We start from the raw sequence: 15751 nt of genomic DNA on the forward strand, positions 1-15751 counted from the left end.
GAACCGTCCGGGGCCTGCCGCCACCGCCGTCCGATCGGCATCGGCGCGGTAAACCCGCGGGAACGGATACGGCACGTTTGGGACGGGCAGGTGGGCGCAGAGCGGCGGAGAGGGTAGCGTGCGTAACGCGCCACCGGCGGTTGTTCTTGGCCGCGCGCCTCTCGGCGATCCCGCAGAATGGGTGGCAGAAGGCGCGCCCGAGGCAGGCACAACGGGTGTGGACGTCGACGCGGCCCTCAGGTCCGCTCCGCCCGCACTTGTCTGGCCGAAACGGCAATCGTGCAGCAGCTGGCGCGCTCGTGAGACTGGCGTATGGAGAGAAGCGAAGACCTGTGAGTGCTGCGACGACGACGCGAAGCCGTACGGCCCGTACCCCCGTTCCCGACCGCCTGTGTGCCCAGGCGGTGGACCTCGCCCGCGCGGCCGCCGAGGAGGCCGCCGCGCCCGGTGTGGTCGGTGAGCACATCGGCGTGGTCTCCGAGGGGGACCGGGTCGTCACCCACTACTTCGAGGCCAAGGAGCCGGGCTACCGGGGCTGGCGCTGGGCGGTGACGGTGGCGCGGGCCTCCCGCGCGAAGAACGTCACCCTGGACGAGACGGTGCTGCTGCCGGGCGCCGACGCACTCCTGGCGCCGGAGTGGGTGCCGTGGAGCGAGCGGCTGCGCCCCGGCGACATGGGCCCCGGCGACCTGCTGCCCACCGAGGCGGAGGACCTGCGCCTGGAGCCCGGCTGGACCGGCGAGGACGAGCCGCCGCCGAACTCCGTGGTCTCCGATGAGCTGGCGGAGCTGGTCGACTCGGAGGACGCCGAGCTGACCGACCGGCCGGTGGCCGCGACCAGCCGTGGGTCCATCGCCGCGGTCGCGGAGGAGCTCGGTACGCGCCGGGCGCGGGTGCTGTCGCGGTACGGGCTGTACACGGCGGCCGACCGCTGGGACGAGGCGTTCGGCCCGAAGACGCCGATGGCCCAGGCGGCCCCGGCGACGTGCGTCAGCTGCGCGTTCCTGATCCCGATGGCGGGCTCGCTGAAGCAGGCCTTCGGGGTGTGCGCGAACGAGTTCGGTCCGGCGGACGGCCATGTGGTGTCGCTGGCGTACGGCTGCGGCGGGCACTCGGAGGCCGCGGTGATGCCGGTGCCGCCGAAGCCTGCGCCGCATGCGATGGACACGATGCGGGTGGACGCGTATTCGCTGCGGCCCGAGCGGGACGGGGGCTCCGTGCCGGACGAGGCGGACGGGGCTTCGGAGGACCTGGGCCACTCGTAGGGCGACCGCTGGGACGGCCGGTCGCCGTGGGTGCGGGCGGGCTGGGACGGCCGGGCTCGCCGGTACGGCCGAGGCTGCTCGCACGGTACCTTCGGGCGCACACTGGGCCGCACAGGCATACGCGGTCTCCCACCCAGCGGACGGAGTCGAGAGCGTGAGCATGAAAGCGACCGAGGGGGCCGATCCGTTCGGGACGGCACGGCTGCGGCGCGGCGTGCTCGACGCCTGGGGGTCCGGGCCCGCCCGGTTCCGGGAGGACGCCAACGCCGAGGAGGACCTCGCGCTCGGCGGCTACCGCGACCGCCTCGTCGTCGAGCTGGCCCAGAACGCCGCCGACGCCGCCGCCCGCGCCGGCACCCCCGGCCGGCTCCGCCTCACCCTGCACCCCGCCGCCCCCGGCGACCCGGACGGCCGCTGCGTGCTGGCCGCCGCGAACACCGGCGCGCCGCTCGACGCCACCGGCGTGGAGTCCCTGAGCACCCTGCGGGCCTCCGCCAAGCGCGAGGGCCACGAGTCCGCGGTGGGCCGCTTCGGCGTCGGGTTCGCCGCCGTCCTCGCGGTCAGCGACGAGCCGGCGGTGCTCGGCCGCCACGGCGGTGTGCGCTGGTCCCTGGCCGAGGCGCGCGAGCTGGCCCGGGCGGCGGCCGTCGGCTCCCCCGGCCTCGGGGACGAGCTGCGCCGCCGCGACGGACACGTACCGCTGCTGCGGCTGCCGCTCCCCGCCGAGGGCTCCGCGCCCCAGGGGTACGACACCGTCGTCGTGCTGCCGCTGCGCGACGGCACGGCCGAGGACCTGGTGGCCCGGCTGCTGGCCGCCGTGGACGACGCGCTGCTGCTCACGCTGCCCGGCCTGGACGAGGTCGTCATCGAGACCCCGGACGGGACGCGGACCCTGAGCCGTTCGGTGCACGGCCCGTACACGCACATCGACGACTCCGCGCGGGGACGGGGCCGCTGGCGCACCGTCTTCCACCACGGCCCCGTCGAGCCCGCCCTGCTCGCCGACCGGCCGGTCGAGGAGCGGCTGCGTCCGCACTGGTCGGTGACCTGGGCGGTCCCGGTCGACGAGTCGGGCGCCCCGCTCCACCCCCGTACGGCACCGGTCGTGCACGCGCCGACGCCCACCGACGAACCGCTCGGCATCCCCGCCCTGCTCATCGCCTCCCTCCCGCTGGACACCGCCCGCAGGCACCCCGCGCCGGGGCCGCTGACCGACTTCCTGGTGGAGCGGGCGGCCGACGCGTACGCGGAGCTGCTGGGCGCCTGGCGGCCGGTGTCGACCGGGACCATCGACCTGGTGCCGGGCCAGCTCGGCAAGGGCGCGCTGGACGGTTCGCTGCGCGGCGCGATCCTCGCCCGGCTGCCGCGCGTCGCGTTCCTGGAGCCCGCCGCGCCCCGGGATCCCGAGGCCGAGCAGAGCTGGGCGGACGACTGGGACCGTGACGACGCCTCCGAAGACCCCGCCCCGGACACCGCCGCCCTGCGGCCCGTGGAGGCCGAGGTCGTCGAGGGTGTCGGGGCCGAGACCGTACGGGTGCTCGCCGAGGTGCTGCCCTGTCTGCTGCCCGCCGGTCTGGAGCGCCGCACCGAACTGCGCACCCTCGGGGTCGCCCGCGTCCCGCTGACCGAGGCCATCGACCGGCTGGCCGGTCTGGAGCGCGACCCCGCCTGGTGGCACCGGCTCTACGACAGCCTCGCGGGCACCGATCCCGACCGGCTCACCGGCCTCCCGGTCCCGCTCGCGGGCGACCCGGACGACGAGCGGGCGGGCCGCCCGCCGCGCACCGCGATCGGCCCCCGCCAGATCCTGCTGCCGCTTCCGGACGGGCTCACCGGCCCCGTCCTCGCCCGGCTCTCCCGGCTCGGGCTGAAGGTCGCCCACCCGGACGCCGCGCACCCGCTGCTGGAGAAGCTCGGGGCCCTGCCCGCCACGCCGCGGGCCGTGCTGACGACTCCTCAGGTGCGGGCGGCCGTCGCCGGTTCGCTGGACGCGGGGGAGATCTGGGACGAGGACGCGCTCGACGGCGACGAGCTGGCCGAGACCGTGCTCACCCTCGTCCGCGACGCCGAGCTGACCCCCGGCGACGAGCCGTGGCTCGGGGCGCTCGCCCTCCCCGACGAGGACGGCGAACCGGCCCCCGCCGGTGAACTGGTCCTCCCCGGAAGCCCGTTCGCACAGGTCATGCGGGAAGGGGAACTCGCGTTCGCCGACCAGGAGTTGGCCGACCGCTGGGGCGAGGCGCCGCTCACCGCCTGCGGGGTGCTCGCCACCTTCGCCCTCGTACGGGCCACCGACGTCGTCCTGGACCCGGACGAACTGGAGCCCCGCGACAGCGACTTCGCCGAACCCGACGACGCCGGACTGCTGGACGCCGTCGACGTCTGGTGCGAGGACCTCCTCGACCAGCTGCCCGAGACCCCCGTGCCGCCCGTCGCCACCGAGATCGTCGCCGTACGGGACCTCGACCTGGTCGACGACGACGCCTGGCCGCAGGCGCTCGCCATGCTGGCCCGGCCGCCGCTGCGCGACGCGCTGACACAGCCGGTGCGGGTGCTGCTGCCGGACGGGACGACGCAGTCCGTGCGCCCGTACACCGCATGGTGGCTGCGCGACCACCCCGTGCTGGACGGCCGCCGCCCGGCCGGACTGCGCGCGGCGGGCGGCGACCCCCGGCTGGCCGGGCTGTACGACGCGGTGGACGCGACCGGCTTCGACGACACCCAGGTGCTGCGGGCCCTCGGGGTGCGCACCTCGGTGGCCGCGCTCCTGGACGAGCCGGGCGGTGCGGCCGAGCTGCTGGGCCGGCTCGCCGACGAGGACCGCCCCGTCACCCCCGTGCAGCTGCACGCGCTCTACACGGCCCTCGCCGATCTGGAACCGGACCAGGTGACGTTGCCGGACGAACTGCGCGCGGTGGTGGACGGGGAGGTGGCGGTGGTCGACGCGGCGGACGCCGTGATCGCGGACGCCCCCGATGTGCTGCCGCTGACGGAGGGCCTGCCCCTGCTGCCCGTAGCGCCTTCCCGGGCCGCCGAGTTGGCCGACCTGCTCCAGGTGCGGCGGCTCGGCGAGACGATCGAGGCGGGCGTGACGAGTGAGGGCGAGGAGCACCGCGTACCGGAGTCGGTCCGCGTCCTGCTCGGCCCCGGCGCCCCGGACACGTACGTCGAGCACCCCGAACTCCGCGCGGGCGGCGTCGAACTGGACTGGCGCCGCACTCCGGACGGGGTCGTCCACGCCGCCACCCTGGAGGGCGTGGCGGCGGGTCTCGCCTGGGCGGCGGGCCAGTGGCCCCGGCGCTTCGAGGTCGCGGCCCTGCTGGAGGACCCGTCGCGTACGGAGGAGCTGGCGCGGGACCGCTGGTTCGACTGAGGGCCGGTGGGGGCTGGGGCACGCCGTGAGTCAGGGGCTTCACATAAAAGTCACAGAGTCGCACAACCGTTCACCGGGCTCGGCTGTCTGTTCCAGTGAGCCAAGAGGCTCATGGACCAGACGGGTCCCGCCGGGCTGACGACACCAACGCGCCCCGGGACCCCTTCTCCACTTGGGGACACATGCGTATCCGTGCCACCGTGGCCGCCGTTTCCGGCGCCCTGGCCCTTTCCGCTCTCGCAGTACCGGCCGCGCAGGCCGAAGACGACCGTTCGTGGTCGGTGCCCCGCCCGTTCTCGGCCTCCCAGCCCTCGAAGGCGGAGTCCGGCAAGGCGAAAAGCTCGTTCGGTGCCACCGCGCAGGGCGGCTCGGCGCTGATCACCCACGCCGTCCTCAACGGCGGCAAGCCCGCCGTGGCGGGTACCAAGACGCCGCAGACCTACAGCGTGTCGATCACCGCCACCGACGACTCCGGTATCACGGACGTCTACGCCTACGTCTGGAAGGGCACGTCCGTCGACGACCCGGACAGCATCGGCATCAGCCAGAACGAGGACGTGAACGACTGCAAGGCGGTCAACGCGACCACCCTCACCTGCAAGATGACCGTCACCTTCGACCCGGCGATGCTGTACAACTCGGACGCCGGCTCCTGGAAGATCGGCGCGGCCGCCCTCGCCAACGACGGCGAGGTCGTCGAGAACCACACGGCCGGCAAGACATCGCTCCAGCGCTTCTCCAAGCTGACCGTGAACGCCGCCCCGGAGCCGGTGAAGAAGGGCGGCACCCTCACCGTGACCGGCAAGCTCACGCGCGCCAACTGGGACACCGGCACGTACAAGGGCTACACCAACCAGCCGGTGAAGCTCCAGTTCAGGAAGAAGGGCGCCACGAGCTACACGACGGTCAAGACCGTCACGACGAGCTCCACCGGCACCCTGAAGACCACCGTCAAGGCCTCGGTCGACGGCTACTGGCGTTACAGCTTCGCCGGTACGTCCACCACCCCGGCCGTCTCGGCCGCCGGCGACTTCGTCGACGTGAAGTAGCAGCAGCCGGACAGCCGGAAGCCCCCGGGAGGATGACCATCCTCCCGGGGGCTTCCCCGTTTCCCGGGTCCTACGCCCCGAAGCGCCGCCCCACCCAGCGCCAGGTGAACTCCAGCAGGGCGGCCGCCGCCACCGCGATGCCGACCGCCGTCCACGGCATCGGCGCGCCCACCAGCCTCAGCGCGAAGAAGTCCTGGAGCCACGGCACCACGAGCACGATCAGGAAACCGAGCCCCATCGCCGCCACCAGGCCGATGCGCCACCAGGTGTACGGGCGGGCGATGATCGCCAGGACCCACATGGAGACCAGGAACAGCGTCAGCGTCGCCGCGCTCGTCTCGGCCTCCAGCGCGCCCTCGCCGCTGTAGTAGTGCCGCGCCACCAGGTACGTCGCGAAGGTGGCCGCCGCCGCGATGGCGCCCGAGGGGATCGCGTACCGCATCACCCGGCGTACGAAGTGGGGCTGGGCCCGCTCCTTGTTGGGCGCGAGCGCCAGGAAGAACGCGGGGACGCCGATGGTCAGTGTCGACAGCAGGGTCAGATGCCTCGGCAGGAACGGGTACTCCACCTGGAAGCACACCACCAGGATCGCCAGCAGCACCGAGTAGACCGTCTTGGTCAGGAAGAGCGTGGCGACCCGGGTGATGTTGCCGATCACCCGGCGGCCCTCGGCGACCACCGACGGCAGCGTCGCGAAGCTGTTGTTCAGCAGCACGATCTGCGCCACCGCGCGCGTCGCCTCCGAGCCCGAGCCCATCGAGACGCCGATGTCCGCGTCCTTGAGGGCGAGGACGTCGTTCACGCCGTCGCCGGTCATCGCGACCGTGTGGCCGCGTGACTGGAGGGCGGCCACCATGTCCCGCTTCTGCTGCGGGGTGACCCGCCCGAAGACCGCGTTGCGCTCCATGGCCGTGGCCATCTCGTCCGGGTCGGCGGGCAGCCGGCGGGCGTCCAGCGTGTTCTCCGCGCCCGCGAGGCCCAGCTTTCCGGCGACCGCGCCGACCGAGACCGCGTTGTCGCCGGAGATGACCTTGGTGGCCACGTTCTGGTCGGCGAAGTAGGCGAGCGTGTCGCCCGCGTCAGGACGCAGCCGCTGCTCCAGGACCACCAGCGCGGTGGGGGCGGCTCCGGCGGCCGCGCCGGGCGCGTCCAGCTCACCCTGCGCACGGGCCAGCAGCAGCACCCGCAGACCCTGTTCGTTGAGGTGCTCGATCTCGGTGAGAGTCGCGTCGTCCTCGGACAGCAGGACGTCGGGGGCCCCGAGCAGCCAGGCGGAGGCCGTCCCGTCGGCCTCCTCGAACGCCGCCCCGCTGTACTTGCGCGCCGACGAGAACGGCATCGCGTCGGTGACCGTCCAGGCGGCTGCCCCGTCACCCGCCGGATACGCGTCGATGATGGCCTGGAGGCTGGCGTTGGGCCGGGGGTCCGAGGCGCCCAGCGTCCGCAGCACCTGCTGGACGTGCGCCTCGTCGCTCCCGTTCAGCGGCCGGACCTCCGTGACGTCCATGCCGCCCTCGGTGAGGGTGCCCGTCTTGTCCAGGCAGACCACGTCGACCCGGGCGAGGCCCTCGATGGCGGGCAGCTCCTGCACCAGGCACTGCTTGCGGCCCAGGCGCACGACGCCGATGGCGAAGGCGACGGAGGTCAGCAGGACCAGGCCCTCGGGGATCATCGGGACGATGCCGCCCACGGTCCGGGCGACGGAGTCCTTGAAGTTGTTGTCCTTCACGACGAGCTGGCTGATGATCAGCCCGATCGCCGTCGGCACCATCATCCACGTGACGTACTTCAGGATCGTGCTGATGCCGCTGCGCAGCTCCGAGTGGACGAGCGTGAAGCGCAACGCCTCCTCGGCGAGCTGCGCGGCGTACGCCTCGCGGCCCACCTTGGTCGTGGTGAACGCGCCGCCGCCCGCGACGACGAAGCTGCCGGACATCACCGGGTCGCCCGCCCGCTTGATCACCGGGTCGGCCTCCCCGGTGAGCAGCGACTCGTCGATCTCCAGGCTGTCGGCCTCGGCGACCGTGCCGTCCACGACCACCTTGTCCCCGGGGCCCAGTTCGACCAGGTCGCCGAGGACGATCTCGGAGGTGGAGATCTCGGCGGCGACCCCGTCGCGCCGCACGGTCGGTTTGGCCTCGCCGATCACCGCGAGGCTGTCCAGGGTCTTCTTGGCCCGCCACTCCTGGATGATGCCGATGCCGGTGTTGGCGACGATCACGAAGCCGAAGAGACTGTCCTGGATCGGCGCGACGACCAGCATGATCACCCAGAGCACGCCGATGATCAGGTTGAACCGGGTGAAGACGTTGGCCCGCACGATCTCGGTGACCGAGCGCGAGGACCGTACGGGTACGTCGTTGACCTCGCCGCGCGCGACCCGTTCGGCGACCTCGGCGGTGCTCAGGCCGTCCGGTCGGTGGGCCGGTGGCGGTGGCTCCATGGGGTGCACGGGATCGAGTTCCGCCCCCGCGTCGATCATGGCCGGCCGGGAGGGTCCGGGGGTCTGCTCCCCGGAGGAATCGAGTGCCCGCTGCGTCATGCGTCCGACGTTACGGGCGTGCGCGCCGAAGCAGCCACCGGAGGGTCGAAGATCCGACCAGGGGAGGACGAAGTCGGTCCTGTGGTCGTACGGAAACGGGCCGGCGGCTCAGCGGCCGAAACGTTTCGGGCCGGCGGCTCAGCGGCCGAGGGCGTCGTCCGCCGCCTCGGCCCCGACGGCGTCCTTGGCCTCGGCCCGGGCCGCGTGCCGCTTGAGGGCGGCGTCGCGCCCGCGGACGTACCAGATCCCGATCAGGCCCAGTCCGGCGCCGGCCAGCGGCGTCCAGACCCACCAGGTGTGGCCGCGGTCGGCGAACCAGTCGTAGAAGGGGAGCTGGGCGAGGAAGAGGACGAGCCAGAGGATCGTGCCGCCGACGACGGTGGAGACGACGGGGCCCTCCAGGGGTTCCGGCGCCTCGTGCTTCGGTGTCCACTTCTCCATGGACTCAGTGTATGGGGCCCCGTGCGGGCTGTTCGATCGGCGGTGGCGGGCCGCTCGATCGGCGGGTGGCGGTCCGGTGGGGCAGGGGTCTACGCGCGGAGATAGCGATCTTCGCCTGATGTATTCATACTGAATCTGCTTTGGGATGGCTCGAATTGTTCGTCTGAACATCCAATTTCGATCACCTTGGTCCCTCTGCTCCACCCCGCGCCTTACCTCCCTACGTACGACTGAGGTCACCCATGCCCCCCTCGGCCACCGCTCCGGTCGACTCCCCGCCCCCCTCGGCTCCGCGGCCCCAGGGCAGCCTGGACCGGTTCTTCAGGATCTCCGAGCGGGGGTCGACCGTCGCCCGCGAGTTCCGTGGCGGGTTCGCCACGTTCTTCGCGATGGCGTACATCATCGTGCTCAACCCGATCATCCTGGGCAGCGCGAAGGACATGTACGGCAACCAGCTCGACAACGGGCAGCTCGTCACCGCCACCGTGCTGTCCGCCGCGTTCTCCACGCTGCTGATGGGCGTCATCGGCAATGTGCCGATCGCGCTCGCCGCCGGCCTCGGCGTCAACACCGTCGTCGCGCTCCAGCTCGCCCCCCGCATGAGCTGGCCGGACGCGATGGGCATGGTCGTCCTCGCGGGCATCGTGGTGATGCTGCTGGTCGCCACCGGGCTGCGGGAACGGGTGATGAACGCCGTGCCCAAGTCGCTCCGCAAGGGCATCGCGATCGGTATCGGCCTCTTCATCCTGCTGATCGGCCTCGTCGACTCGGGTTTCGTCTCGCGCATCCCGGACGCCGCCCACACCACCGTGCCGCTCCAGCTGGGCGGTGACGGCCACCTCACCGGCTGGCCGATCCTCGTCTTCGTCCTGGGCGCACTGCTCACGCTCGCGCTGATCGTGCGCAAGGTGCCCGGCGCGATCCTGATCTCGATCGTCGCCATGACGGCCCTCGCCCTGGTCATCGACGCGGTGGCCGGTCTGCCCGACGGGGCGTGGGGTCTGACGGCGCCGTCGTGGCCGGGCAACCCGGTCTCCGCGCCGGACTTCGGTCTGCTCGGCGAGGTCAGCCTGTTCGGCGGGTTCGGGAAGGTCGGGCTGCTGACCGGCGTCCTCTTCGTCTTCACCGTGCTGCTGTCCTGCTTCTTCGACGCGATGGGCACCATTCTGGGCGTCGGCGACGAGGCGAAGCTGATGGACCAGGACGGCAACTTCCCCGGCATCAACAAGGTGCTGTTCGTGGACGGCATCGCGGTCGCCGCGGGCGGTGCGAGCTCCTCCTCCGCCACCACGTGCTTCGTGGAGTCCACCGCGGGCGTCGGCGAGGGGGCCCGCACCGGACTGGCGAGCGTGGTGACCGGTCTGCTCTTCTCGGTGGCGCTGTTCCTCACGCCGCTGGCGACCATGGTCCCCTCGCAGGCGGCCACTCCCGCGCTGCTGGCGGTCGGCTTCCTGATCATCGCGGGCTCGGTGCGGGACATCGACTGGAGCGACTACACGCTCGCGGTCCCGGCGTTCCTCGCGATGGTGATGATGCCGTTCACGTACTCGATCACCAACGGCATCGGCATCGGCTTCGTCGCCTTCTCCGTGCTGCGCCTGGCGGCCGGCCGCGGCCGTGAGGTGCCGGTGCCCATGTACGTCGTCTCGGCGGTGTTCGTCTTCTACTACGCGATGCCGGCGCTCGGTCTCACGTGATCGGTGGCGTCACGCTCCTCCTGGAGTCGCCGTAGAACTTCTCCGTCTCCTCGACGGCCGCCTTGAAGCGCTCGTCGAAGTCGTCGCGAACGAGCGTCCGGACCACGTAGTCCTGGACGCTCATTCCGCGTTTCGCGGCGTGCTGCCGGAGCCGGTCGAGCAGCTCACCGTCTATCCGCAGGCTGAGCACTGTCGATCCCATGTCCAGCAGGGTCGCCGCCCCGGAGCGCTCCGTGCGTCACTTTCCGCTTCCAACTCACTCGTTCGGGTGATCAGTTTCTCGCGCGTGTACCACCCGGGTGGTATTTAGTTTGGGTAATGAGTTACGCTAACAAACATGCCTGACCTGATCCACGACGGCGACAGTGCCGCCGCCGTGAGCTCCCTCCGCTCCGCCGTGATGCTGCTGGGCCGACGTCTGAAGCACCAGCGTGTCGACGAGTCGCTGAGCCCCACCGAGATGTCGGTGCTCGGCACCCTTGCCCGTTGCGGCTCGGCCACCCCCGGTGAGCTGGCCCGCAAGGAGCATGTGCAGCCCCCGTCGATGACCCGCATCATCGCGCTGCTGGAGGCGAAGGGGCTGGTCAGGCTGGAACCGCACCCCGATGACCGTCGGCAGAAGAGGGTCAGCCAGACCGAGCGGGCCGAGGCCATGCTCGCGGAGAGCCGCACCAAGCGGAACGCCTGGCTGTCCCACCTCGCCGAGGGCCTGGACGAGGACGAGTGGGAGACGCTCCGGGCCGCCGCGCCCGTGTTGGAGAAGCTCGCCCACCTGTGACCCCACGGGCGCGTCGACGGTGACCCGCCGCCGGACCGGAAGCACGTCATCCGGACCGGCCGGGATCACCGCCGGAGCGCCCGTCGTCACGTCCTCGTCGGACCGCACGCCGCAGACGCCGAGGAGGCGAACCCTTTTGAGTACGGGATCCGGAGCAGACTCCGCCCCCGCACCGACTTCCACCCACGAGAGCAAGACCGGCGGGACCTTCTCGTCGCTGAAGATCCGTAACTACCGCCTGTTCGCCACGGGCGCCGTGATCTCCAACACCGGTACCTGGATGTCCCGCATCACGCAGGACTGGCTCGTGCTGAGCCTGACGGGTTCCGCCACCGCCGTGGGCATCACCACGGCCCTGCAGTTCCTTCCGATGCTGCTCTTCGGCCTGTACGGCGGCGTCATCGCCGACCGCCTCCCGAAGCGGCAGATCCTGCTCGTCAGCCAGGCCATGCTCGGCCTGTGCGGCATCGCGCTGGCCGCCCTGACCCTGGCCGGTGTCGTGGAGGTCTGGCACGTCTACCTCGTCGCCTTCCTCCTCGGCATGGTGACCGTCGTCGACAACCCGGCCCGCCAGTCGTTCGTCTCCGAGATGGTCGGCCCCGCGCAGCTCCGCAACGCGGTCAGCCTGAACTCGGCGAACTTCCAGTCCGCCCGGCTCATCGGACCGGCCGTCGCGGGCGTCCTGATCACCACGGTCGGCAGCGGCTGGGCGTTCCTGCTCAACGGCCTGTCCTTCCTGGCCCCGCTCATCGGTCTGCTGATGATGCGCGGGGACGAGATGCACGCCTCGGTGACCGTGCCCCGCGCCAAGGGGCAGCTCCGCGAGGGCCTGCGTTACGTACGGGGGCGCCCCGAGCTGATCTGGCCGATCGTCCTGGTCGGCTTCGTCGGCACGTTCGGCTTCAACTTCCCGATCTGGCTGACCGTCTACGCCGACGAGATCTTCGACGGCGGCGCGGGCATGTACTCGTTCTTCAACATCCTGATGGCGGCCGGTTCGCTGGCCGGCGCACTGCTCTCGGCCCGCCGCCGCTCCACCCGGCTGCGGATGCTGGTGGCGGCGGGCACGGCGTTCGGACTGCTGGAGATCGCCGCCTCGCTGTCCCCGTGGGTCTGGCTGTTCTCGATCCTGCTGGTCCCGATCGGCATGCTCGGCCTGACGACGAACATCACCGCGAACACGAGCGTCCAGATGGCCGCCGACCCGGAGATGCGGGGCCGGGTGATGAGCCTGTACATGATGGTCTTCGCCGGGGGTACGCCGGTGGGAGCCCCGATCGTCGGCTGGATCAGCGACACGTACGGCGCCCGCACCGGCTTCGCGGCCGGCGGCGCGATCTCGGTGGTCGCCGCCCTGGGCGTCGGCTTCGCCCTCGCCCGCGTCGGCGGCCTCCGCCTGAAGGTCGACCTCCGCCCGGGCCGCCCGCACGTCCGCTTCGTCCCGCGCGAGCGGCTGGCGACGGCGGCCTGACCCGCACGAAGAACGCCCTCCTCCCGGACCGGGAGGAGGGCGTTCTTCGTGTGCCCCGGGCGGGGTCAGTCGCGGGGGAAGGCGTCGGTCTTCAGGACCAGGTCCACGGAGGTCCCGGTCAGGTCGACGTCGATGCCGAAGTCGACGACGAGCTTCTTGTGGTAGCCGCCGTCCTTCGGCTCCGAGTGGAGGTAGCAGCGGCCGGTGTACGGGTCGACGATGAGATAGACGGGTACACCGGCCGCTGCGTAGGCGTCCTTCTTGGGCCCGTAGTCGGCTGCGGCCGTCCCCTTGGAAATGACCTCGCCCACGAACTCGACGTGCTCGGGCAGCCAGCGGCCACGGCTGTCCTTGCGAGCCTGGTCGAAGAGCTTCACCACGTCCGGGGCGAATCCGTTGCCCTCGCCGAAGTCGATGCGTACGTCCGAGAGCGCGCCCACGTCCATCCCGAACCTGTCCTCCAGGGCACGCACGATCCGGCGGATGATCTTCCAGTGCGTGTCCCGCTGCGGCGACATGTGGACGGTCCCCTCGACGATCTCGATCTTGAATCCCTCGGGGGTGGGCTCAAGCCACTCGAACATCTCGTCCAGAGTGAACTCATCGCTGGTGTCGGCCATGTCGATCCTGTCGGTGTCTACGACGGTCATCGTGCCGCTCCTCCCCGCTGCCGCACGGGCGTGCGGGCAGCCGCGTAGTCCAACGATAGGCCCGGCCTCCCGGACACGCCCGGACCTGCCAGACTCGTGCGCATGAACAGCCGCGATCCCGGTCGTCCGCCCACCCAGCGCCTCTTCGCCGCCGTCCTCCCGCCGGCCGGGGCGGTAGCCGGACTCCGTACGGCTGTCGCACCGCTCCACAGCCTGCCCGGCGCGCGGGACCTGCGCTGGACGGGCCCCGAGGGCTGGCACTACACGCTGGCGTTCTACGGCGAGGTGCCGGAGGACGTACGGCCGGAGCTGGAGGCGCGCCTGGAGCGGGCCGCGCACCGCACCGACCCCTTCGCGCTCCGGGTTCACGGCGCGGGGCACTTCGGCGGGCGGGCGCTGTGGGCCGGGGCGGCGGGCGGGCTCGACACGCTGCGGCTGCTCGCCGAGCGCGCCGACGCCGCCGCCCGGCGGGCCGGGCTGCCGATGGAGGAGCACCACCGCTTCACCGCGCACCTCACGCTGGCCCGGAGCCGGGGCGAGGCGGACCTGAGGCCGTTCGCCGCGGCGCTGGCGGGGTTCGAGGGGGAGCGCTGGGAGGCCGGGGAGCTGAGTCTCCAACGGAGCAACCCGCCGGTGTCCGGGGTGGCGGGGGAGCAGCCGCGCTACGAGACGGTGCGGGCCTGGCCGCTGGGACGGTGAGCGGAGCCGTTACGCTCGAAGGGTGGACCCGAAGACCAGAAACCGCATCATGGCGGCCGTGCTCGTGCTGATGTTCGTCGTCGTCGCCGTGGGGGCCGCCCTCGGCGGCTGAGAGCCTGTCGGGCGGCCGCGCCTGGCACGCACGCTTCCGGCGTTGCCGAGATGTCCTGGTAGCTCCGCTACGAGGACCTCTCGGCGCCTTGGAATCGCACGCACCGGGCCGCGTCCGCTTTTTCGATCGAAGGCCACCCGACAGGCTCTGAGACCGGCGGGCCGCCGGTCGGCGAGACGTGTCGGCCGGCGGCCCCGGCGCGTCCCGGACTCATGCTTGCCTGGAGTGGACTCGAAGGAGTTGGCTTGGGGGTCATGAAGTACACACAGCTCGGACGTACGGGACTCAAGGTCAGCCGGCTCGTTCTCGGGACGATGAACTTCGGCCCGCAGACCAACGAGTCGGACAGTCACGCGATCATGGACTCCGCGCTCGGCGCGGGTCTGAACTTCTTCGACACGGCCAACGTCTACGGCTGGGGCGAGAACAAGGGGCGCACCGAGGAGATCCTCGGCACCTGGTTCGCCCAGGGCGGCGGCCGGCGCGACAAGGTGGTCCTGGCCACCAAGATGTACGGGAACATGGGCGCCGACGGTGAGGCCTGGCCGAACCACGACAAGCTCTCCGCCGTGAACATCCGGCGGGCGGTGGACGCCTCGCTCAAGCGCCTCCAGACCGACCACATCGATCTGTACCAGTTCCACCACGTCGACCGGAACACGCCCTTCGACGAGATCTGGCAGGCGATCGACGTGCTGGTCCAGCAGGGCAAGATCCTCTACGCCGGTTCGTCGAACTTCCCCGGCTACAAGATCGCCCAGGCCAATGAGCAGGCGGCCCGCCGCGGTTCGCTCGGCCTGGTCAGCGAGCAGTGCATCTACAACCTCGCCGAGCGCCGCGCCGAGATGGAGGTCATCCCGGCCGCGCAGGAGTACGGCCTCGGGGTCATCCCCTGGTCGCCGCTGCACGGCGGCCTGCTGGGCGGCGTGATCAGGAAGACGACCGAGGGCGGCCGCCGCGCCTCGGGCCGCGCGGCCGACGCCCTGGCCGACCCCGCCACCCGCGCCCAGCTCCAGGCGTACGAGGACCTGCTCGACAAGCACGGCCTGGAGCCCGGCGAGGCGGCCCTGGCCTGGCTGCTGACCCGCCCCGGGGTCACGGGCCCGATCGTCGGCCCGCGCACCGCCGACCAGCTGGACAGCGCGCTGCGCGCCCTGGAACTGGATCTCCCCGAGGCCGTGCTCACGGGCCTCGACGAGATCTTCCCGGGCCCGGGGCCTTCGCCGGAGGCGTTCGCCTGGTAGGGACGTGAGCGCGGAGAGAACGGGGGGCCTCCCGTCGCGGTGACGGGAGGCCCCCGGTGCTTTCGGCCCGTCCGTCAGCTGAGGGCCTGGAAGTCCAGCCAGCCGCTGGTTCCGACGGCTACGCCCTTGCCGGAGATGCTGGGGTAGACGTAGAGCTTGTCGTCGCCGCCGGTGGCGAAGACATCGGCCTTGCCGTCCGAGCCCGCGTCGGGGAAAGCGGTGATCAGCGGGCGGTGGGTGCGGGACCAGCCGGTTCCGATGACGGTTGAGGCGGGACCGCTGCCCAGGCCCTGGCCCGCCGGGCCGGTGCCTTCGTAGAGGCGGAGCTCCCCGCCGGTCTTGTGCCGTGCGAGGAGATCGACCCGCCCGTTGCCGGTGCGGTCACCCGGCGCCGCCAGGTCGTAGTACGACCAGGAGCCGTCGCCGATCA

12 protein-coding genes are annotated in these 15751 nt (G+C 72.0%); 8 read left to right on the top strand and 4 right to left on the bottom strand.

The window, feature by feature from the left end; genetic code table 11:
• Positions 1-332 precede the first annotated feature (332 nt).
• From IG90_RS0116720 to IG90_RS0116730, 3 genes are all read left to right on the top strand, one after another.
• Positions 333-1265: a DUF3027 domain-containing protein gene (locus IG90_RS0116720; RefSeq protein ID WP_030584409.1), complete on the top strand. Its 933-nt coding sequence runs from the start codon at positions 333-335 to the stop codon at positions 1263-1265.
• Between the two features lie 160 nt (positions 1266-1425).
• Positions 1426-4638 (top strand): sacsin N-terminal ATP-binding-like domain-containing protein, encoded by a 3213-nt coding sequence (locus IG90_RS0116725; RefSeq protein ID WP_030584411.1) that lies wholly within the window; start codon positions 1426-1428, stop codon positions 4636-4638.
• A 182-nt stretch (positions 4639-4820) separates the two neighbouring features.
• Positions 4821-5687 carry a DUF5707 domain-containing protein gene (locus IG90_RS0116730; RefSeq protein WP_030584414.1) on the top strand — a complete coding sequence of 289 codons (867 nt, stop codon included), beginning with the start codon at positions 4821-4823 and terminating at the stop codon, positions 5685-5687.
• Positions 5688-5757: 70 nt separating this feature from the next.
• On the opposite strand, the gene IG90_RS0116735 is transcribed toward IG90_RS0116730, so the two are convergent.
• Together IG90_RS0116735 and IG90_RS0116740 are read right to left on the bottom strand one after the other, a co-directional pair.
• Positions 5758-8229: an HAD-IC family P-type ATPase gene (locus IG90_RS0116735; protein ID WP_030584417.1), complete on the bottom strand. Its 2472-nt coding sequence runs from the start codon at positions 8227-8229 to the stop codon at positions 5758-5760.
• Positions 8230-8367: 138 nt separating this feature from the next.
• Complete coding sequence (locus tag IG90_RS0116740; RefSeq protein WP_030584420.1) at positions 8368-8670, bottom strand: DUF2530 domain-containing protein; 303 nt, start codon at positions 8668-8670, stop codon at positions 8368-8370.
• Positions 8671-8912: 242 nt separating this feature from the next.
• Here IG90_RS0116740 and IG90_RS0116745 point away from each other — a divergent pair, with 242 nt between their 5' ends.
• Positions 8913-10367 (top strand): NCS2 family permease, encoded by a 1455-nt coding sequence (locus IG90_RS0116745; protein ID WP_030584422.1) that lies wholly within the window; start codon positions 8913-8915, stop codon positions 10365-10367.
• Here the strand turns inward: IG90_RS0116745 and IG90_RS0116750 are convergent.
• On the bottom strand, positions 10360-10569 hold the full coding sequence (locus tag IG90_RS0116750) for a hypothetical protein (RefSeq protein ID WP_030584426.1): 210 nt from the start codon (positions 10567-10569) through the stop codon (positions 10360-10362). The genes IG90_RS0116745 and IG90_RS0116750 overlap by 8 nt on opposite strands.
• Positions 10570-10704: 135 nt before the next feature.
• Here IG90_RS0116750 and IG90_RS0116755 point away from each other — a divergent pair, with 135 nt between their 5' ends.
• Together IG90_RS0116755 and IG90_RS0116760 are read left to right on the top strand one after the other, a co-directional pair.
• A complete protein-coding gene (locus tag IG90_RS0116755) occupies positions 10705-11145 on the top strand; it encodes a MarR family winged helix-turn-helix transcriptional regulator (protein WP_030584430.1) in 441 nt (146 codons plus the stop codon).
• A gap of 136 nt (positions 11146-11281) precedes the next feature.
• Positions 11282-12616: an MFS transporter gene (locus tag IG90_RS0116760; RefSeq protein ID WP_030584432.1), complete on the top strand. Its 1335-nt coding sequence runs from the start codon at positions 11282-11284 to the stop codon at positions 12614-12616.
• A gap of 65 nt (positions 12617-12681) precedes the next feature.
• On the opposite strand, the gene IG90_RS0116765 is transcribed toward IG90_RS0116760, so the two are convergent.
• Complete coding sequence (locus tag IG90_RS0116765) at positions 12682-13266, bottom strand: Uma2 family endonuclease (RefSeq protein ID WP_030584435.1); 585 nt, start codon at positions 13264-13266, stop codon at positions 12682-12684.
• 102 nt (positions 13267-13368) lie between these two features.
• Between IG90_RS0116765 and thpR the strand changes: the two genes are divergently transcribed.
• Together thpR and IG90_RS0116780 are read left to right on the top strand one after the other, a co-directional pair.
• Entirely contained in the window at positions 13369-13965 is a 597-nt protein-coding gene (gene thpR, locus IG90_RS0116770; protein WP_030584438.1) for an RNA 2',3'-cyclic phosphodiesterase, read from the top strand.
• A gap of 366 nt (positions 13966-14331) precedes the next feature.
• Positions 14332-15321 (top strand): aldo/keto reductase, encoded by a 990-nt coding sequence (locus IG90_RS0116780; protein WP_030584440.1) that lies wholly within the window; start codon positions 14332-14334, stop codon positions 15319-15321.
• Positions 15322-15751: the final 430 nt, after the last annotated feature.

The sequence above is a fragment of the Streptomyces anulatus genome, from assembly GCF_000721175.1.
Taxonomy (GTDB): domain Bacteria; phylum Actinomycetota; class Actinomycetes; order Streptomycetales; family Streptomycetaceae; genus Streptomyces; species Streptomyces anulatus_C.

What these genes read in the sequence shown, in the direction of transcription:
- IG90_RS0116755 (WP_030584430.1), top strand. Translation starts at nt 10,705, where the DNA reads ATGCCTGACCTGATCCACGACGGCGACAGTGCCGCCGCCGTGAGCTCC.
- IG90_RS0116750 (WP_030584426.1), bottom strand. Translation starts at nt 10,569, where the DNA reads ATGGGATCGACAGTGCTCAGCCTGCGGATAGACGGTGAGCTGCTCGAC.
- IG90_RS0116725 (WP_030584411.1), top strand. Translation starts at nt 1,426, where the DNA reads ATGAAAGCGACCGAGGGGGCCGATCCGTTCGGGACGGCACGGCTGCGG.
- IG90_RS0116780 (WP_030584440.1), top strand. Translation starts at nt 14,332, where the DNA reads ATGAAGTACACACAGCTCGGACGTACGGGACTCAAGGTCAGCCGGCTC.
- IG90_RS0116745 (WP_030584422.1), top strand. Translation starts at nt 8,913, where the DNA reads ATGCCCCCCTCGGCCACCGCTCCGGTCGACTCCCCGCCCCCCTCGGCT.
- IG90_RS0116765 (WP_030584435.1), bottom strand. Translation starts at nt 13,266, where the DNA reads ATGACCGTCGTAGACACCGACAGGATCGACATGGCCGACACCAGCGAT.
- IG90_RS0116730 (WP_030584414.1), top strand. Translation starts at nt 4,821, where the DNA reads ATGCGTATCCGTGCCACCGTGGCCGCCGTTTCCGGCGCCCTGGCCCTT.
- IG90_RS0116735 (WP_030584417.1), bottom strand. Translation starts at nt 8,229, where the DNA reads ATGACGCAGCGGGCACTCGATTCCTCCGGGGAGCAGACCCCCGGACCC.
- thpR (WP_030584438.1), top strand. Translation starts at nt 13,369, where the DNA reads ATGAACAGCCGCGATCCCGGTCGTCCGCCCACCCAGCGCCTCTTCGCC.
- IG90_RS0116740 (WP_030584420.1), bottom strand. Translation starts at nt 8,670, where the DNA reads ATGGAGAAGTGGACACCGAAGCACGAGGCGCCGGAACCCCTGGAGGGC.